Below are 16,984 nucleotides of genomic sequence, written 5' to 3' on the forward strand. Positions count from 1 at the left end.
TGCTTACTGCCTCGGTGCTTGGGTTAATTCTCTTTTTGAGGAGACGATAGCTATTATCCGTTACACGTTAATCGTGGTATCAGATGTTTTCATTGACGCACGAGTTAGTATCTCCATCGAGTCAGGCGGAAGGCTCTGCGCTTGATGCTTAATTACTAAACACAGATAACGATTAACATGTAACCTGTAACCTGTAACGGATAAACATCATCAGTTCCCTATATTCATGATCTGTACGATCTTCTCAAAGATCGCAGTGTTCTCGTATACTCCGGCAAAGTTGGTAGCGCCAGCTCCGTAGGCAAATACGGGCACCATTACGGAAGTATGATCGGGTGTGCTGAAATTACCATATACATATCCTTTCTTCATGTCGCCATCAAGCAAGGTAAGGCCCCCGGTTTCATGATCGGCAGTTACTACCAGCAATGTTTCCGGATGTTGATCTACAAATTGCATGGCTGCGCCAATCGCTTCATCGAAGTCGAGCATTTCGCGTACAACGAACTCCATGTTGTTGGCATGACCACCGTGATCGATCTGCGCACCTTCAACCATGATAAAGAAGTTGCTGTTATCCCTGGTAAAGGTGTTGAGTGATTTCTGCAAAGCCTTTGTCAGAAAATTACCGCGGCCTTGCTTCATAGTGCGTGCAGCAGCATTGTCGAGTACTATATATTTGGAAGAGCGTATCGTATCCATAGCTTGGAGGCTTGTGGCCACAGTATATCCGTTTCGTTGCAACATGGGCGCGAGTGAGGTGCCATCTTTACGCGTGGTGAAGTGTGTAACGCCACCGCCCATGAGTATATCTACGTTACCGGAAATAAAATCACTGGCAATCGCTTCGCTCGAAGCACGGTCAGGCGCATGTGCGTAGAATGCTGCCGGTGTAGCATCGGTTATATCGCCTGCAGAGATCACAGCAGTTTTAAATTTGTTTTCATGTGCCAGATCGGCGATGGTAGGCAATGCTCTGCCGGTACTGTCAACACCTACAGCGCGGTTACGGGTTTTAATACCCGATGCCATGGCAGTAGCACCTGCTGCAGAATCAGTAATATAGTTATCGGCTGAATAGGTTATGGAGAATCCAATTGTTGGAATGGTAAAAAGATTAAGCTTCGCACCGTTGGCGGTATAGCCGGCATACATCTGCGTTAGCCCCATGCCATCGCCAATCAACAGAATAACACGCCTGGCTACAGCCGTAGTGTGTGCTGCTACAGGTTGATGCACGTTGTGAAATGTATCATTCTGAAAAGACATTTCCGGTGCTTTCGTGATGAAGGTAGCAAGAGCAGTTACATTATCAGTGCCGATATAGTCAACCTGTAACTTTTGCAACACGCGCCATGCATTAACATGATCGGGCGTAGCCCAGAAGCGAATTTTCTTATCAAGTGCATGCACGCTGGCAATAACATCCAGTATCTTCTTCTTATCAGCAGCTACAATAATGCCTTTGCCATTCCAGGCAGTATAGCGTGAGAAGTCATCACTGATCATACTGACACGTGCCAGTTGCTGCGGTGTATAAGCGACACCCGGACGTCCATCAAAATGAATATAGGCAGGGAACTCTGACCAGCGTGCCGGATCAGGAACGGAGCCACTCACCGTAATGGTAAGCGCAGCACAGTTAGTCAGGGATGGATACTTCTTCAGTTTTTGAACCAGTGCTTGCAATGTAGGTATACCTTCTGTCTTCAGGTCGATGAGCAGATTGAGTGGAGTGCCTTTGGCGTATACTGCACCATTGTGAAATTTAATTTTTTCGGCAAGTGGTGCCAGGTATAATTTATCCAGCGTTCTCTCAGGAGTAATCTCTTTGTCGGTATGCGCTACATAAAGCTCACCACGTTGAAGAAATATGTCAGCTTCTATTGATCCTACCTGCTGGTAATAGGCGGTAAAGAATGGAATAGGCTGTACATAGTCGTTGTGTGCGTGAATAGAAACAGAGGTGTACGTTTGTGCGAAGCCTGCATGGGTTGCTGCTACGGTAATGAACAGCACGAGAAATTTTTTCATAGTCGGAAGATGGTCAGGAAACTATTGTATTGCGATCAAATGTAAACAAATCAGAGCCGTTTGCCCCGGGAAACAGGATGGACGGATCAAAGTGCAACCATGGATGGTGTATGATAGTGTACCAGTTGATTGAACCGGTCTATGTCAAATGGCTTTAGCATAACCGATAGAAAACCGGATTGCAGTAATTTTCTGTGGCGTAGCCGGTCTACATGGCATGAGGTGGCAAATGCCTTGAATGGTACAGGACTAATGTTGCGCAGATCGGATAGTAATTCCAGACAATCCATATCTTCTTTCAGTGTTACATTTAATAACGCAATATCAAATGTATGGCTAAGGGCAAAGGCAATAGCCTCTTTCGAGGAAGAGAGCGTAGTGACGCCATAGGATGGCAACAACAACTTTTTCAAAATAAACCTGTCGACCTGAACATCATCAACCACTAAAACATGCATGGTGTCTTGAAAAATTTGGCAGCAAATGTAGAAGAGCAACGGCAATACGAATGAAAGAGAATATCAACAAAACATTAACAGTATGTTTCGTAAGCCACTCAGGTACTTCCGGCAATGAGGTTGATGGTAAGGGCTACTACAAATGTATTGAGTGCAAAGGAAAGCAGCCCGTGTAAGAATACATTGCGTCTTATCCTCCGGGAGGTTACATTCACATCCGACACCTGAAAGGTCATTCCGATCACAAACGAAAAATAGGCGAAGTCCAGGTAATCCGGATTTTGTTCGCCGGGAAAGGCGAGGCCTTTGCTTCGTGTGTTACGCATTGCGATAGAGCGATGATCATAGTATAAATGTGCGTAGTGAAAGGTGAAAACCGTGTGTACCATGGCCCATGACAGCAGCATACCGGCAATAGCGGCCGGGAGGTAAATTGCATGATTGTTATAGGAAGAATTACGGGCCATAACCAGAAACAACACCGTAAGCATACTTGCCAGCGAAGCAATCACGACTAAAAGGAATAGAAAGAAGCGACTACTGTCTTCACGCGCAGCAATCTTTTGTATTTGCATAGTGGAGTGATGGAAGAAGATGACCCAGCTCGTCAGTAAAAAGAATACAGCAAACACATCCCAGAGCAATATATATTGCACGAGAGGATATACATGGGCTGTATATACCAGCGGAAAAGCAATAGCTGTAAACACAAGAGCAATCATCACGCGATGCAGCGCCCGTACTTCTGATATCAGCTTATGAAGAAAGTTCACGGTGTGTTTTTTACTGATCTCTCAATCATCCCTGCAGGTATACTTTGTCTTATGAACGATTGGCAGATTTTTTAAAACTTAAAGTTAAGATAAATGCCGTAAGTACAAGGCTTTAATTTTCAACTGGGAATATAGCTCGGTATACTGTAACTTAGATTCACCGCCGGAAGGGACGTTGGCTTGGTGAGGTAGTATAACATTTGCTGGTGGTTTACGTACTATTCGCAGGACTGAATTACTCTATTTAAAAGTTATACCCGTATGAAAAAGAAAAACCTCTACAGCCTTGCATGCCTGATGATTATCGGGTGGCATGCATTTGCACAAACCCTGGTTACACAAGTAAAACCAGCTGATTCCAAGAAGTGGGGCTACGCCAACATAAAAGGCGAGATCATCATTGAGCCACAGTATGAGAAGTGCTATGAATTTTCGGCCGATGGATATGCTCCGATCTATGATACTAAAGCGCGCCAGTATTATTTCATTAACACAAAAGGAGAGAAGCTTGCTACAGAAGTGAAAGACTTCAAGTTGATTGATGGCCTTGGTTTCGACCTGAAAGGTTTTGACGATGGCCTCGTGCCAATCCGCCAGGGTGAGAAGTGGGGCTATATGAATACGAGTGGCAAAGTTTCTATACCAGCCAAATACGATCATGTACTGGGCTTTAACGGAGGCCATACGGTGGTGCAGAAGGACGACAAATTTATAATACTAAATACACGAGGTGAAGAGACGGTTGTAAATATACCAGGCTTGCAGGATGTAAAAGGATTTGCTGAGGGACTCGCTCCTTACCGAACTGCTGATAAAAAGTTTGGATTTATAAACGAACAAGGTACTGTAGCGATACCGGCGCAGTTTGAAAGTGTTGGATATTTTTCCGGTGGTTTGGCGTGGGCCAAGAACATGGAGAAGAAAGTGGGCTATATAAATCCGGCTGGCGAATGGGTTATCAAGCCGCAGTTTGATGTTGCCAAGGAATTTGATGCCAAAAGTGGTATGGCACGCGTGAAGACGGGCGACCAGTGGGCGTATGTAAGCAAGACAGGAAATATAGTATATGTAAAAGACACAAACCTGTGGGGTGATTTCTCTAACGGGCTTGCACAGGGAAGAAAGAACGATAAGGTTGGTTTCTTTAACACGAAAGGCGAGTGGGTGATTGCACCGAAGTTTGATGCTACACGCGATTTTAAAAATGGTTATGCAGCTGCCAGGCAGGGCGATAAGTGGGGGATGATTGATACCAAAGGTGACTGGGTAATTCAACCTTCATTCGATGGCATTAAAGATATGGAGCTGGTGAAATAAATTAAATACAGTGTGCTATTGTTATAAGCCGACCGGAAGTCATTCCGGACGGCTTTTGTTTTTTATAGCTGTTCACGGAATTTGTAGAAAACATGGGTGCAACGTTGTTGCAGGAATGTTTTAGATTTTTACCTTTGTCTCATTATTCAATACTTGTGAAGCGAAAGATCGTTTATCGTGCCCTTTCATTAAGCCTGGTAGCAGTACTGCTATTTAGCCAGGTGGCGCTGAACTTCTTTCACGATCACCAAGGCTATCGCTTCCGTGCGGGCCTGGAGCAACAGAACAAGACAACACTTCAAAAGCACGTACAACATTGTAAGGTATGTTCGCTGGAGATCATGTCTGGGTTGTTCTTCCAGCCGGTAGTGCAGCCAACAGAACAAATCTTTATCAAAACGGAAGGTCATGAGTCTGTTACCGACCTTGCCTGTTCATTTACCGCCTTTACACAGGGCCGGGCTCCTCCTGTAGCCATACTATAATTCCACGTAGAATTTTTTTGAATTGATCGCACAGCGGTCATGTTCAGTTGCATTTTCCGGAGGCGCAATCTTCTGTCGTTACAATTTTTCTATAGCACGTGAAATCATTTATAAAAATGTTTTGGGTAGTCCTGTTTATACCGGCCTGTGCCTGGTCGCAAGACACCTGTTCCTTCCTGGTAAAGGGAAATGTATATGATGCAGAAACGAAGCAACCACTGCCGTTTGCGGCAGTATATATACAAGATAATCATGGTGCAACGGCTGATGCCACCGGAACTTACCAGGTAAATGCGTTGTGTGCCGGTAGCTATTCGGTGATCTGTACTTTGCTGGGCTACGAGAGTGACACTTTGCGCCTCACCATCGCAGGTAATGTAACACAGAATTTTTACCTGAAGCAGGTTACCACTGCCATTACAGAAGTTGAGATCCACGGCAGGAGGGAAGACGATCGTGCACTGGTGTCGCAGTCGGTAGCAGAGATTGTGAATGAAGAACTGAACACAGTGCGGGGCACTACCTTGGGTGAAGCGCTGAAAGGCGTGCCCGGGGTATATACGTTGCAATCCGGCCCCACTATTTTTAAACCCGTTATTCATGGTTTACACAGCAACCGGATTCTCATCTTCAACAATGGGGTGCGACAGGAAGGGCAGCAATGGGGATCGGAGCACGCTCCGGAGATCGATCCATTTGTGGCCACCAGGCTTTCCGTTGTGCGAGGTGCAGCCAGTACACGCTATGGTTCTGATGCAATAGGCGGAGTAATTTTAGTGGAGCCATCGGCTTTGCCAACCGCACCAGGCGTGCAAGGTGAAGTAAATATGGTCGGTGCCAGCAACAACCGCATGGGGGCAGTTTCCGGCATTGTGGAGGGAGCATTTGATAAAAAAATCGCCGGACTCAGTTGGCGTGCCCAAGGTACATTCCGAAGGGCCGGCAATTCACGAACACCGCATTATTACCTGGAGAACTCCGGCTTTCAGGAAGCAAACTTCTCTGGTGCATTGGCTTATAAGCATAAGAATTATGGAGGCGAGGTATACTATAGTCAGTTTAATACCAGGCTTGGTATTTTTACTGGTACACATGCTGAAACGATCGCGGATATACAGGCTGCGATCGAAAGACCGGAGCCTATCACACCCTCATACTTTACTTATAAGATAGACAGACCTTATCAGCAGGTGAAGCATGAACTGGTGAAGGCCAGCGGCTATTGGATATTCGGGAATGAGAGTCGTGTAGATGTGATTGTAGCGCGCCAGCAAAATGAACGTTCTGAATACGACTATGTGCCGCTGAGCGGACGATTGAATCCGGAACTATACCTGCGCCTGGTAACACACACAGCCGACATTCTTTACAAGCATGCTGCAATTGGTAAATATACAGGCACGGTTGGATTCAACGGTATCACACAAGGCAACGTGCGGCAATATGAAATGCTGATCCCTAATTTCCGGAATTACGGTGGCGGTATATTTTATATTGGTAAATGGACCAGTGAGCGGCTTGTGCTGGAAGCCGGTGCACGTTACGACTATCGTTGGCTCCGTGTATATACATTGGATAACAATACCGCCCGGGTGATTACACCCACCTGGGATTTTAACAACGTGACAGGTACGATCGGATCCCAGTATTATTTAATGCCTAACCTGTCGTGGTCAGTAAATATAGGAACCGCGTGGCGTGCACCTACAGTAAATGAATTAATGTCGCAAGGAGTGCACCAGAGTGCTGTTGCCTATGAGATAGGTAACCCCAACCTGCATTCGGAGCGTGCTTACAACTTCAGTACGTCATTGCATTTCGATACGGAGAAGTTTCATGGTGAGGTTGGTTTTTATAACAATATTATCGATGGATATATATACTTGAAGCCAGACCTGAAGTATATACATACCGTTCGTGGCTCGTATCCCACGTTTACCTATACACAGGTGAATGCACGCTTTCGCGGAGTCGATTTCTCCGGAACCTATAAACTGGCAGACTCGCTAAGCTTTACCTCGAAGATATCCTTGCTTTATGCCTGGAACAAAACAATTGATGACTACCTGCAACTGATTCCGGCCAACCGGTTTGAAAATTCATTGCGCTGTGGTCTCGGCAATGTTGGTGGAGTTCGTCAACTCTACATCAGTATTGCCAATGTATATACAGCGCGCCAGAAGCGTGTCCCTGCCAATAGCGATTACCTGACACCGCCACCGGGCTATATGCTCGTAAATGCCCATATGGGCTTTTCGGTACCGGCAGGAAAGCAACAGATAAACATCACTTTCTCGATTAATAATATATTCAACGTTGCTTATCGCGACTACATGGACCGCTTCCGGTATTTTACCGATGAGCCTGGCCGCAATTTTATGTTACGTATACGGATGCCTTTTGCTATACCTCATAAACAAGAATAATTAATGAAACAAAATATGATCAAACTCAAAACACTTTCCATCATAGCGCTGAGTGCCGTTGTGATCTTTTCCTGCAACAAAGACGAACAAGTTGTGTCGCCTACTATTTCCAACGAAGCACTAACCACGGTGCAGCTTAAACTGGTAAATGTAGCCGATGCTTCCGATGCCCCTACCGCTCAATGGGAGCAACTGCTGGATAACAACGGCAATCCCAAACCGGTTGATGTAAGCCTGGCCAATCTTAAGCTGAAAGCAAACGCAACCTATACCGCTTCATTGGTGTTGCTGGATAAAACACAAGACCCCGTGTTCAATGTATCAGCAGAGATTAAAGAGCGTTCAAATTATCACCTGTTCTTCTATCAGTCATTGCCTACGAGCCACGCGTTGGTAATACCCAATAATTATCCGGCTGATCCAAACGATCTATACCCCGAGCCTATACCTACGCCTATACCTTCAGGCAACGATCTGAATCTCGCGGTAACTATAACCGACCATGACTCCAATCCACAACAATATCCTATAGGACTTGAATCGAAATTCGTAACCGGTGCAGCAAGCTCCGGTTGGTTGCGTATTGTGTTGCGCCACCAGCCCAACGTGAAGGATGGTACTTTCGCTCCCGGTTCAACCGACCTCGATGTAGGATTTAACGTAAGCATTCAATAATCATTATCATGCAAGTAAACAGAATAGTCATGACAGCAAGATCATTCATCATTCTCACTATAACATTACTGGCGATAGCCTCCGCTAACGCGCAGAATAAATTACACTATATAGCGATTACAGCTGGTGCCTCCACACCCGTAGGGGCTTATTCCAAAGCCGATGCCGGTTCCTTTAATCACTGGAATAATTCCGCTGGCTTTGCCAAAACTGGTTTTGCAGCAGGTATAGAAGGTGCCTATTATATACTTCCAAAATTCGGTGTAGTGGGTACAGTGTATTTTGCCGATCATGGCGCACTCAGCAAATCCGATGCAAGTACATTAGGCGATAGTTATACCGATGCCTTTGCCGTTGATGAGTCAACCGTAAGTACAAGTAAACGGTATCGTTCACTCAACGTGCTGGCAGGTCCGCAATTCTCGTTGCCGCTGAGTAAACTTACTGTGGATGTGCGCGCTATGGCTGGTATAATTAAAAGTATATCAACACCTGAAGTAACGGTGCAACTGGAAGATCAATCATCGTTCACACAAAAGAGTTCAGCGGCATCTGCGTTTGGCTGGCAGGTAGGAGCAGGCTTTCGGTATGCACTTAGCGATCACCTCGGCTTCCTTTTCCGTGCCGACTATTTCAAATCCAACGGTATATCGGTCGATAACGAAAACAGAACCAACACCGCTGGCCGCCTCGTAACCAGACAGCCTGTTTCGTGGGTAAATGGGATAGTGGGCGTTTCTTTTACGTTGTAATGTTAGTACGTGTGTACGTATATCGAACGTACACACGTAAGTCCATGCACATTTAAACACGTCCCCTCGTTCTTCGCAGAAAATATCGCATTCATCGCTAAGCTCGGATGGGGTTGAAAGATTGCGTTTACGTTTGGCGTTTCGGGAATAATGAAAGGCAGATGGCTGAAATATACCAGCTGCCTGATCAAAGGCCCCGAAAAATTAACAAACCTTAAAAGCCAAACGCATGAACAAACGAATCCTGGCCTGGCCGGCCATCATCACGTGTGTGGTGGTAATTATTACCACTGCCATGTTTTTATTTACTGCCTGTAGCGATGATAATGATGATGCATCTACAGTATCGCCTACCATTACCAGCTTTACACCCGCCAGCGGTGTTGTTGGTACAACGGTAATTATTACCGGAACAAATTTCAGTACAACCGCTGCGAGTAATACGGTTACTTTCAATGGTGTTGTTGCTACGGTTAGCGCTGCTACTGCCACCCAACTTACCGTAACTGTACCGAGTGGTGCTACTACGGGTAAGATTGTAGTTACTGTAGACGGTGTATCGGTTACATCCACAAGCGATTTCACTGTAACCACTACTACTACCAGTGCGCCAACGATTACCAGCTTCACGCCCACCAGCGGATCAGAGGGAACCACAGTAACCATTACCGGTACAAATTTTAGCACTACAGCAGCTAACAATATAGTAAGTTTTAACGGCGTGGCAGCAACGGTATCAGCAGCGACTGCTACACAGCTTACCGTAACAGTGCCGAGCGGTGCTACTACAGGCAAGATCACCGTAACGGTAAATACGAGCAGCACCATAGCAACGTCTGCAGATGATTTTACGGTAACCACAGCCGCTACTGCAGATTGCAGCTCAGCTACGACTATACCTGCGAAAGTGGTTTGTCTGGCAGAAGCATTCAAGGCAACGCTTACATCGACACAGATCGCTTCGCTGCAGATTGCCTATACATTGGAGAATGCCAAACGCTGGTCGAACCTGCCTTGCGGATTGAGCTGCCGAAATGGATTGGCTTTCAGCTCGCTTACCTCAACACAATTGGCAGCTGCCAAAGCGGTGATACAGGCTGCATCCGGTACTACTACCGATGAGGGGTATAGCGAGTTCACACAGATCAACGCTGCCGATGATGTGTTGGGAACCAAGAGCGGCAACAGCAACAGTTACTCTTCCGGTAACTATGTCATTGCATTCTTAGGTACGCCGAGTACAAGCGGAACGTGGATGTTGCAATTCGGTGGTCACCACTATGCACAGAATATAACCTATACTGATGGTGTAGTGGTGAGTGTTACCCCTTCACACCAGGGTATAGAACCGAAGACGTGGACAACCGGTGTAACTACATATGCGCCGCTTGCTTCCGAGCGTTCTGTGATGGCCGATATGCTGGCATCCTTTACAGCATCAGAACTGGCGAGTGCTAAAATATCTTCTACTTTCTCTGATGTATTGATGGTACCGGGAAGTACTACCAACACCATGCCTGCTACCAAGCAAGGTATAAAAGTAAGTACACTGAGTGCTGCCACACAGGCAAAAGTATTGGCGGCCATGGCCCCGTGGCTGAATGATATGGATGCAGATGCTACGGCGAAGTTTACTTCAATCTATAGCGATGAACTGGCCAATACGTATGTAACCTACGCCAGCAATAACAGCGGCACATCAGGTAATGCCAGCTCTTTCTTTACTACCAACACCGATTATGTGCGTATCGATGGCCCGAGTGTATGGATCGAGTTTATTTGTCAGACAGGTGTAGTATATCCTTCTGAGATACACTATCACAGCGTATACCGCGATCATACCCGCGATTACCTCGGACTATAATCTTTGTTTATCGTGGCCACGCCTAAAGTTTCAAACAGTCGCCTTGTGCGACTGTTTACTACATTGATCATGCTGTTCGGATTTCTTTCGCATAGCAGTATAGAAGCACATCAGTCTCCTAATACCGTAATGCTGTTGGATGTGCAGCCTGATGGTGTGGATGCGGAGCTTCAGTTGCCATTGAGTGAACTCGAACTTGCTTTCGGTAAGGATTTGCGCAATGATTCTGAGACACTGGTAGCGAGGTTGGGGAAGGAGTTGGAGGCTTACCTGCTGGCGCACATCAAACCCGAAACGGAAGATCAGCACCTGTGGACGGTAACCGTACGCAACATATACGTAGCCCCAGCAGAGCAAGGATATAGCGGGCCGATACAAGAGCTGATTGTTCAGTTGCGTATGCAGCCACCGGCCGATGCTGACAGCAGGAAGTTTATTCTGCGTTATGATGTGATTATGCACCAGGTGGTAACGCACTTCGCTATGGTTTCTATACGAAATGATTGGGAAGCTGGTATAGATGCCGAACACCCGGTAGAGATGGGTGCCATACGAATGGATACCTATAGCGGACAGATCTTCGCGATGAAGATCGACCAGACACGTGGCAGTTGGTGGAATGGCTGTAAGAATATGATCGCGCTCGGTGTCAATCATATTGCAGAAGGTACTGATCACCTTTTATTCCTGCTCACACTCTTGTTGCCGGCACCTCTGCTGTTGCAGGGAAAACGATGGGATAAATTCGGAGGCATAAAGTATAGTATAACACATCTGCTCACAGTAATCACTGCGTTTACCATCGGGCATTCGGTTACACTGCTGGCAGGTGCTATAGGCTGGCTTCAGTTGCCTCCACAACCTGTGGAAATTGTCATCGCATTTTCAATACTGGTATCTGCTATACATGCGTGGCGTCCATTGTTTGCAGGGCGCGAGCTATATGTAGCCGGAGGTTTTGGTTTGGTGCACGGCCTTGCCTTTGCGGGAACGCTGGCTAACCTGAATCTTGTTCCTGCGCACATGGCGTTAAGCATTCTGAGCTTTAACATCGGCATTGAGCTGATGCAGCTAGCAGTGGTATTGTCTGTCGTGCCGTGGTTGATATTGTTAAGCCAGACTAGTATATATGCCATATTTCGTACCGTGGCGGCAGGAATTGCCGCTATAGCGGCCGCAGGCTGGCTGTTGGAACGCACACTTGCAATAGGCAGTCCTGTCTCATACATCATGGAAGTTATGGCAAAACACGCTTTGTGGATCGTATTGACGATGGCATGCACAGCCATACTTTGTTACGTATGGGAGCGGAGACGAAGCAGTCGTGTAATGTAGTGTTGGCAACTGAAAGTGGCCGTAAATGAAAATAGCTACGCAATGCGCGTAGCTATTTTTATTAGATCGGGGCAACCGAAATTAGTCTTTTGCAAATTCTGTGTTAGCAGAGATTGTAACTTCATCGCTTACAACAGCACCGGGTGTAGAAGCACCAATTCCGAAATCTGAACGTTTCAGAGTGCCAGTTACTTTGAAACCAGCCATCGTTTTCTTAGTGTAAGGGTGAACTGCTGTACCGTTGAAAGTAACTTCAAGGGTAACTGGTTTGGTTACACCATGCAGGGTAAGGTTACCAGCCAGTGTGTATGTGTTCTTGCCTTTCTTCTTGAAAGATGTGCTCTTGAAAGAAAGCGTAGGGAATTGAGCGGCATCGAAGAAGTCAGCACCTTTCAGGTGGCCATCGCGTTGATCGTTGTCTGTGTTGATGGAGTTAACATCAGCAGTCAATTCAATGACAGCATCAGAAAAATCTTCTTTAGAAGAAGTGATTTTGGCGTTGAAAGACTTGAAAGAACCTTCTACGTTGGAGATCATTAAGTGAGTAACGCCAAAGCCAAGTTTAGAGTGAGCTGGATCGAGTGACCAGGTCTGAGCAAATGCAGACACAGCAAAAACAAAGGCAATTGCGGTTAGTGTTAGTTTTTTCATGGATAATTGATTTTTGTTTAACAGTTTAAATTTAAATTATAGTTACAAGATGTTTTTGCAATATTCGTGTATCCGGTTTTGGTTTCCAAATCTCATGAGCACCGAATATATATGGTTTCATGCGATCTTTAAATTTTTTAGCTGCAGCGATCAATACAATTACTTTGCCAGTTGTTCTAAATTAAGAAATCGTTAACAAACCGGCTATAGCGTATACCACATCCAGGCTATATTTACATATAAACCGCAACAGTATTTGCCAATAACTGAAACTCGTTACCGTGAGTTCCATATTTTTAAAATATAAGTTTTCAATATTTATCAACTCTACAATTGCTGTAGATACAACTTTTGTTATAATCATTGAAAGTTGCAATCCAACAGGTATTTAGTTACTTTTGGATACTCAAAGGTAAACGGATACCGCCTGGATGCGCAAGAGGTGACCTACACCTCAGTAACTTACCTATAAGTAACCATAGTTGAAATTCAGTGTGTTATGATGCGAAAAAAGCCTGAAGATTTTTCGGCACTGTCCCATTGCCCCATCCGCAATGTGCTCGATCGGTTTGGCGACAAGTGGTCTATCCTGGTGATTCTAGTGTTGGGAGAGAACAAAGAAGCCATGCGTTTTAATGAAATAGCTCAAACCATCGGCGATATATCGCAAAAAATGCTAACAGTTACACTGCGAACGCTTGAGGCAGACGGCATGGTGGTGCGCAAACATTACCCGGAAATACCGCCACGTGTGGAATACGATCTTACCGAGTTGGGCAAGAGCCTGCTGCCGCACGTAGAAGGGCTCGTTCAGTGGGCGGTTAAGAATTACGATGCTATCACTAAATCGCGGAAGAAGTTTGCAGCCCGCAAACAACCGGCTTGATCTCCACAAAGTTGTTGCCTGGCCTTTGCACGACAACGTGATGATGATATTATAGAAGGTAATATGCTGAATCACGAGGCGCTTCAGTAAATTATATGTTTAAACTGCATTCTTTGTTTGATTCCGTGACCATTACTAAAACATTCGGAATAGTACCAAAAGTATATTTGTAGTCACACATCTAACGTGACTAATATCTGCTGTATATACCACTCAATAAGTGTGTTATAGAAACAGTTAAGCCGGTAACAGATTATTGTTATATGCAACGTATATTTAGCCCTTGTACTATATGTCTTTAATCCGAAATGAATAAGAGTAACAGTGCTAAGTACTCTATCAACCTGTCGTTTGAAGAGATCAAACTACCGCCCTTCCAGGACATCCTGATCCTCGGTAAAAATTCACAACATGGTAAGCTCGGCATGCTGAAATCGTTTGAGCTGTTGGTACCCAATGGTTTTGAGATTATTGAAGTCAATCATAAAAATGTAGAGGCAGTATTTGTCAATAAGCGAATACTTACCAAAATGCCTCAGGAAAAGATTATCGTTATCCTTGAAGACAAGGTATTTCCGTTTGTGTCTGATAGTGAACTGCTCAAGGTTGATTTCAGAGTGGCTATATCTTACTCCAATATCGAACAGGAACTCTGATGAATATTTCTTTTTTTGTCAGGCGGAATTTCCACACCATACAAGCATACGAGGGTATAAAAGCGATCAGGGAAAACCTGTTAGAACATACCGCACTGGTTGTACAGGACGAACATCACAATCACCTTGGTGTACTAACAACTCTGGATATTCTTCAGCGTCCACATACCCTGGTGATTGATTGTCTTTCAACCAAGCCCATGCTGTCACTCCGTACATCGGTAGATGAAGCCTTGCTGCTCATGCAACAAGAGCAATCGGAAGTGCTTCCTGTTTTTCAGGAAGATCAATTTGAAGGATTGGTATTTAAAAATGACCTGCTGGAATTTGTACGCAGCAAACGGCAAGAGCTTGAAGCAGAAGTTAATGATCGCATACACGAGATCAAAAGCATCCATAAACAACTCGAGCTATCGCGCCAGGTATTGCAGGCTATGTTTGATAGTACGCAGTCGTCTATCTTTCTGGTTGCTCCGGATTACAGGATCATTTTCTTCAACAAAAAAGCATTGGAAGTAAGTCGCGTCATGTACGGCCGCGAGTTGCGGTTGGGTGATAGCATTTTGAATTACAAACTTGATAACGGTGATGATGTCTTTACATCATTTCAGATAAATTTTGAAAAGGCTCTTCACTCGGGCGAGCAGGTAACAACAGAACGTGAAATTGTATACCCCAACATGCAGCTTTCTAACTGGGTGCGTTCAGAATATACTCCTGTATATGACCATGGTAAAGCTATTGGTGTTGCGCTTCGCGTAGTGGATATAACGGATCGAAAGTTATACGAACTGCAGATCGATATGCAGACGGAAATTCTGCAACAAATATCGTGGATACAATCACATCACACACGTCAGCCGGTGGCTACAATACTGGGGCTCATCAGTATACTCGACAAAGCATCCATGACAGAAGACAATCGTAAAATCATTGGCATGCTGGAACAAACTGCACACAAACTCGATGGCGTGATTCGCGAAACGGTGATCAAAGCAAATTCCATCTGAGCACCAGTACGGTCTTTATGAAAAAACGACTAAGCGCAAAGGGGAATTATTTATAATGATAGACCTTTGCTATTGGAAATTTTGAAACAGAAGGCGATCTTTCATTTCGTAATTTTTTTTGTCTTTTTTCCCTGTACCTGTAGATTACAGACACTTGTCTCTGTAATCTCACGTAGACGGTTCTCGGTATTCTTTTTAGGGCTGCTATGCCCTCTTTAATTGTACCTTTGCAAAGCGTTTCACTTTGATGATCAGGAGGAACAGATACATACCGTTATTGATCTGGTATACTGTTTTGAGGGGTCGCACAAAAAGTTATACATGGTGCATATGAGGAAGAAACTATATACTTTTTCAGGAACCTGCAGCGGACTAGGGTTGCTGTTTGCGTGGTTGTTGTGCGGTTGCAGTGTTCCTGAAACTGATTTCATTCAGCCCGTGCCCATTGCATTGGATGCCACGGCAGTAATGTCTACAAGTTTTGTGGCTTCATGGAAACCAGTGTTAGGAAGTTCCACCTACCTGGTTGATGTATCGACCGATGCACAATTTAGTAGCTATGTGGAAGCGTATCAATCGCGCGAAGTAAATGATACCCATTTACAAATCACCGGTCTTGCTGTAGAAAAACAATATTACTACCGTGTACGCGCACAAAAAGGCAATACTATATCGGGCAATTCAAACACCATAACCGTTATAACAGCTGCGCTAGATGCGCCTGTGGCTACACCAGCTACCAATATTAAAGTATTTCAATTTACGGCACATTGGGAGACTGTATCAGATGCCGCCAGCTATCGCGTGGAAGTGGCGACCGATTCAAACTTTACTGCATTGGTAAGCGGCTATGATGGCATTGAAGTTATAAGCGATTCACTGGAAGTAGACGGCCTGGATTACCGGCAAACATATTACTATCGCATAACTGCCAAGCGCCTGGAGAAGACCTCGGGATATTCCAATGTAATAAAAGTAAAGCCATGTATATCTCCAAGCTGCAAGCTTTCCAAGATAACTACGGGCTTTGGTGAGTCAGTTACCTTTCTATATGATGATGCCGGAAGAATTACATCCATTGTTGATAGCTACGAAACCATGCTGGTCTACTATACAGATGCAGGGATGATCGGTCACGTGGATATTACCAGGGATGGAAGTTTGCTGGAACGCGACAGTATGATATTCAGCAACGGGTTGATGCAATCCGCTTTGGTTGATTTCAATGGTGACGGGCAGATGGATGGTGTGAAAGATTATATATATAATAATCAGCAAGCACTTATAGGCTTCCGTCAGTACAATGACACAGACAGAGTCAATCTGTCCATTTACCAGGATTATCAACTGGATGCAAACGGCAACCCGGTAAAAATACTGGATGCCCAGGGAAACGAGGTGGCGCAGTTGCGGTATGACGATAAGTTCAATCCGAAGATGCTGATACCTCAACCGCTGCGTCAATTTATCTTGGATGATTTTTCCGGCTACAATTTTCAGCCCTATCTGTGGTTAAACAACCCGGTATATGCGCGAGGAACTTTCTATCCCGATTTTCCTGAAGAGGAAGTGTTCATTTACGATGTCAATTCCTGTGATGTAGCGTTGGCGCGCAAGGGATACTATAAACTCAATTATGAATTTACGGGATGTGATTTTTGA

Annotated in this window: 15 protein-coding genes; 11 read left to right on the plus strand and 4 right to left on the minus strand. The window is 45.1% G+C overall.

All coding sequences use genetic code 11. The features are described 5' to 3' along the window. Nucleotides 1-210: 210 nt before the first annotated feature. From V7Q33_RS04405 to V7Q33_RS04415, 3 genes are all read right to left on the minus strand, one after another. Complete coding sequence (locus tag V7Q33_RS04405; protein ID WP_333819010.1) at nucleotides 211-2,034, minus strand: alkaline phosphatase; 1,824 nt, start codon at nucleotides 2,032-2,034, stop codon at nucleotides 211-213. 86 nt (nucleotides 2,035-2,120) lie between these two features. Further along, nucleotides 2,121-2,492, minus strand: a complete 372-nt coding sequence (locus V7Q33_RS04410; RefSeq protein ID WP_331980172.1) for a response regulator — start codon at nucleotides 2,490-2,492, stop codon at nucleotides 2,121-2,123. Nucleotides 2,493-2,590: 98 nt separating this feature from the next. Beyond that, nucleotides 2,591-3,265 carry a DUF1345 domain-containing protein gene (locus tag V7Q33_RS04415; protein ID WP_331980170.1) on the minus strand — a complete coding sequence of 225 codons (675 nt, stop codon included), beginning with the start codon at nucleotides 3,263-3,265 and terminating at the stop codon, nucleotides 2,591-2,593. 261 nt (nucleotides 3,266-3,526) lie between these two features. Here V7Q33_RS04415 and V7Q33_RS04420 point away from each other — a divergent pair, with 261 nt between their 5' ends. From V7Q33_RS04420 to V7Q33_RS04450, 7 genes are all read left to right on the plus strand, one after another. Continuing rightward, entirely contained in the window at nucleotides 3,527-4,582 is a 1,056-nt protein-coding gene (locus V7Q33_RS04420) for a WG repeat-containing protein (protein WP_333819011.1), read from the plus strand. Between the two features lie 155 nt (nucleotides 4,583-4,737). Then, complete coding sequence (locus V7Q33_RS04425; RefSeq protein ID WP_331980166.1) at nucleotides 4,738-5,067, plus strand: hypothetical protein; 330 nt, start codon at nucleotides 4,738-4,740, stop codon at nucleotides 5,065-5,067. Nucleotides 5,068-5,183: 116 nt separating this feature from the next. After that, a complete protein-coding gene (locus V7Q33_RS04430) occupies nucleotides 5,184-7,493 on the plus strand; it encodes a TonB-dependent receptor (RefSeq protein ID WP_333819012.1) in 2,310 nt (769 codons plus the stop codon). Nucleotides 7,494-7,508: 15 nt separating this feature from the next. Next, complete coding sequence (locus V7Q33_RS04435; protein ID WP_331980162.1) at nucleotides 7,509-8,168, plus strand: hypothetical protein; 660 nt, start codon at nucleotides 7,509-7,511, stop codon at nucleotides 8,166-8,168. Between the two features lie 29 nt (nucleotides 8,169-8,197). Then, nucleotides 8,198-8,920 carry an outer membrane beta-barrel protein gene (locus V7Q33_RS04440; RefSeq protein ID WP_333819013.1) on the plus strand — a complete coding sequence of 241 codons (723 nt, stop codon included), beginning with the start codon at nucleotides 8,198-8,200 and terminating at the stop codon, nucleotides 8,918-8,920. A gap of 229 nt (nucleotides 8,921-9,149) precedes the next feature. Continuing rightward, on the plus strand, nucleotides 9,150-10,784 hold the full coding sequence (locus V7Q33_RS04445; RefSeq protein ID WP_333819014.1) for a DUF3500 domain-containing protein: 1,635 nt from the start codon (nucleotides 9,150-9,152) through the stop codon (nucleotides 10,782-10,784). Between the two features lie 12 nt (nucleotides 10,785-10,796). Next, nucleotides 10,797-12,119: a HupE/UreJ family protein gene (locus tag V7Q33_RS04450; RefSeq protein ID WP_333819015.1), complete on the plus strand. Its 1,323-nt coding sequence runs from the start codon at nucleotides 10,797-10,799 to the stop codon at nucleotides 12,117-12,119. Between the two features lie 81 nt (nucleotides 12,120-12,200). Here V7Q33_RS04450 and V7Q33_RS04455 read toward each other — a convergent pair whose 3' ends face one another. Continuing rightward, nucleotides 12,201-12,770, minus strand: a complete 570-nt coding sequence (locus tag V7Q33_RS04455) for a YceI family protein (RefSeq protein WP_333819016.1) — start codon at nucleotides 12,768-12,770, stop codon at nucleotides 12,201-12,203. Nucleotides 12,771-13,269: 499 nt separating this feature from the next. Between V7Q33_RS04455 and V7Q33_RS04460 the strand changes: the two genes are divergently transcribed. The 4 genes from V7Q33_RS04460 (at nucleotide 13,270) to V7Q33_RS04475 (ending at nucleotide 16,984) form a co-directional block, all read left to right on the plus strand. Further along, a complete protein-coding gene (locus tag V7Q33_RS04460) occupies nucleotides 13,270-13,656 on the plus strand; it encodes a winged helix-turn-helix transcriptional regulator (protein ID WP_331980152.1) in 387 nt (128 codons plus the stop codon). Between the two features lie 308 nt (nucleotides 13,657-13,964). Next, entirely contained in the window at nucleotides 13,965-14,312 is a 348-nt protein-coding gene (locus V7Q33_RS04465) for a hypothetical protein (RefSeq protein WP_333819017.1), read from the plus strand. Continuing rightward, nucleotides 14,312-15,322, plus strand: coding sequence for a PAS domain-containing protein (locus V7Q33_RS04470; RefSeq protein ID WP_333819018.1), 1,011 nt, complete (start codon nucleotides 14,312-14,314; stop codon nucleotides 15,320-15,322). The genes V7Q33_RS04465 and V7Q33_RS04470 overlap by 1 nt, the downstream gene beginning before the upstream one ends. A gap of 330 nt (nucleotides 15,323-15,652) precedes the next feature. Next, the gene (locus tag V7Q33_RS04475) at nucleotides 15,653-16,984 is read left to right on the plus strand and encodes a fibronectin type III domain-containing protein (protein WP_333819019.1); all 1,332 of its coding nucleotides are present in this window, start codon (nucleotides 15,653-15,655) and stop codon (nucleotides 16,982-16,984) included.

The sequence above is a fragment of the Ohtaekwangia sp. genome, assembly GCF_036786105.1.
GTDB lineage: Bacteria > Bacteroidota > Bacteroidia > Cytophagales > Cyclobacteriaceae > Ohtaekwangia.

Excerpts from the sequence above, each read along its gene's own strand:
- V7Q33_RS04405 (WP_333819010.1), bottom strand. The coding sequence starts at position 2,034 with ATGAAAAAATTTCTCGTGCTGTTCATTACCGTAGCAGCAACCCATGCA.
- V7Q33_RS04410 (WP_331980172.1), bottom strand. The coding sequence starts at position 2,492 with ATGCATGTTTTAGTGGTTGATGATGTTCAGGTCGACAGGTTTATTTTG.
- V7Q33_RS04420 (WP_333819011.1), top strand. The coding sequence starts at position 3,527 with ATGAAAAAGAAAAACCTCTACAGCCTTGCATGCCTGATGATTATCGGG.
- V7Q33_RS04430 (WP_333819012.1), top strand. The coding sequence starts at position 5,184 with ATGTTTTGGGTAGTCCTGTTTATACCGGCCTGTGCCTGGTCGCAAGAC.
- V7Q33_RS04435 (WP_331980162.1), top strand. The coding sequence starts at position 7,509 with ATGATCAAACTCAAAACACTTTCCATCATAGCGCTGAGTGCCGTTGTG.
- V7Q33_RS04440 (WP_333819013.1), top strand. The coding sequence starts at position 8,198 with ATGACAGCAAGATCATTCATCATTCTCACTATAACATTACTGGCGATA.
- V7Q33_RS04445 (WP_333819014.1), top strand. The coding sequence starts at position 9,150 with ATGAACAAACGAATCCTGGCCTGGCCGGCCATCATCACGTGTGTGGTG.
- V7Q33_RS04455 (WP_333819016.1), bottom strand. The coding sequence starts at position 12,770 with ATGAAAAAACTAACACTAACCGCAATTGCCTTTGTTTTTGCTGTGTCT.
- V7Q33_RS04460 (WP_331980152.1), top strand. The coding sequence starts at position 13,270 with ATGATGCGAAAAAAGCCTGAAGATTTTTCGGCACTGTCCCATTGCCCC.
- V7Q33_RS04465 (WP_333819017.1), top strand. The coding sequence starts at position 13,965 with ATGAATAAGAGTAACAGTGCTAAGTACTCTATCAACCTGTCGTTTGAA.
- V7Q33_RS04470 (WP_333819018.1), top strand. The coding sequence starts at position 14,312 with ATGAATATTTCTTTTTTTGTCAGGCGGAATTTCCACACCATACAAGCA.
- V7Q33_RS04475 (WP_333819019.1), top strand. The coding sequence starts at position 15,653 with ATGAGGAAGAAACTATATACTTTTTCAGGAACCTGCAGCGGACTAGGG.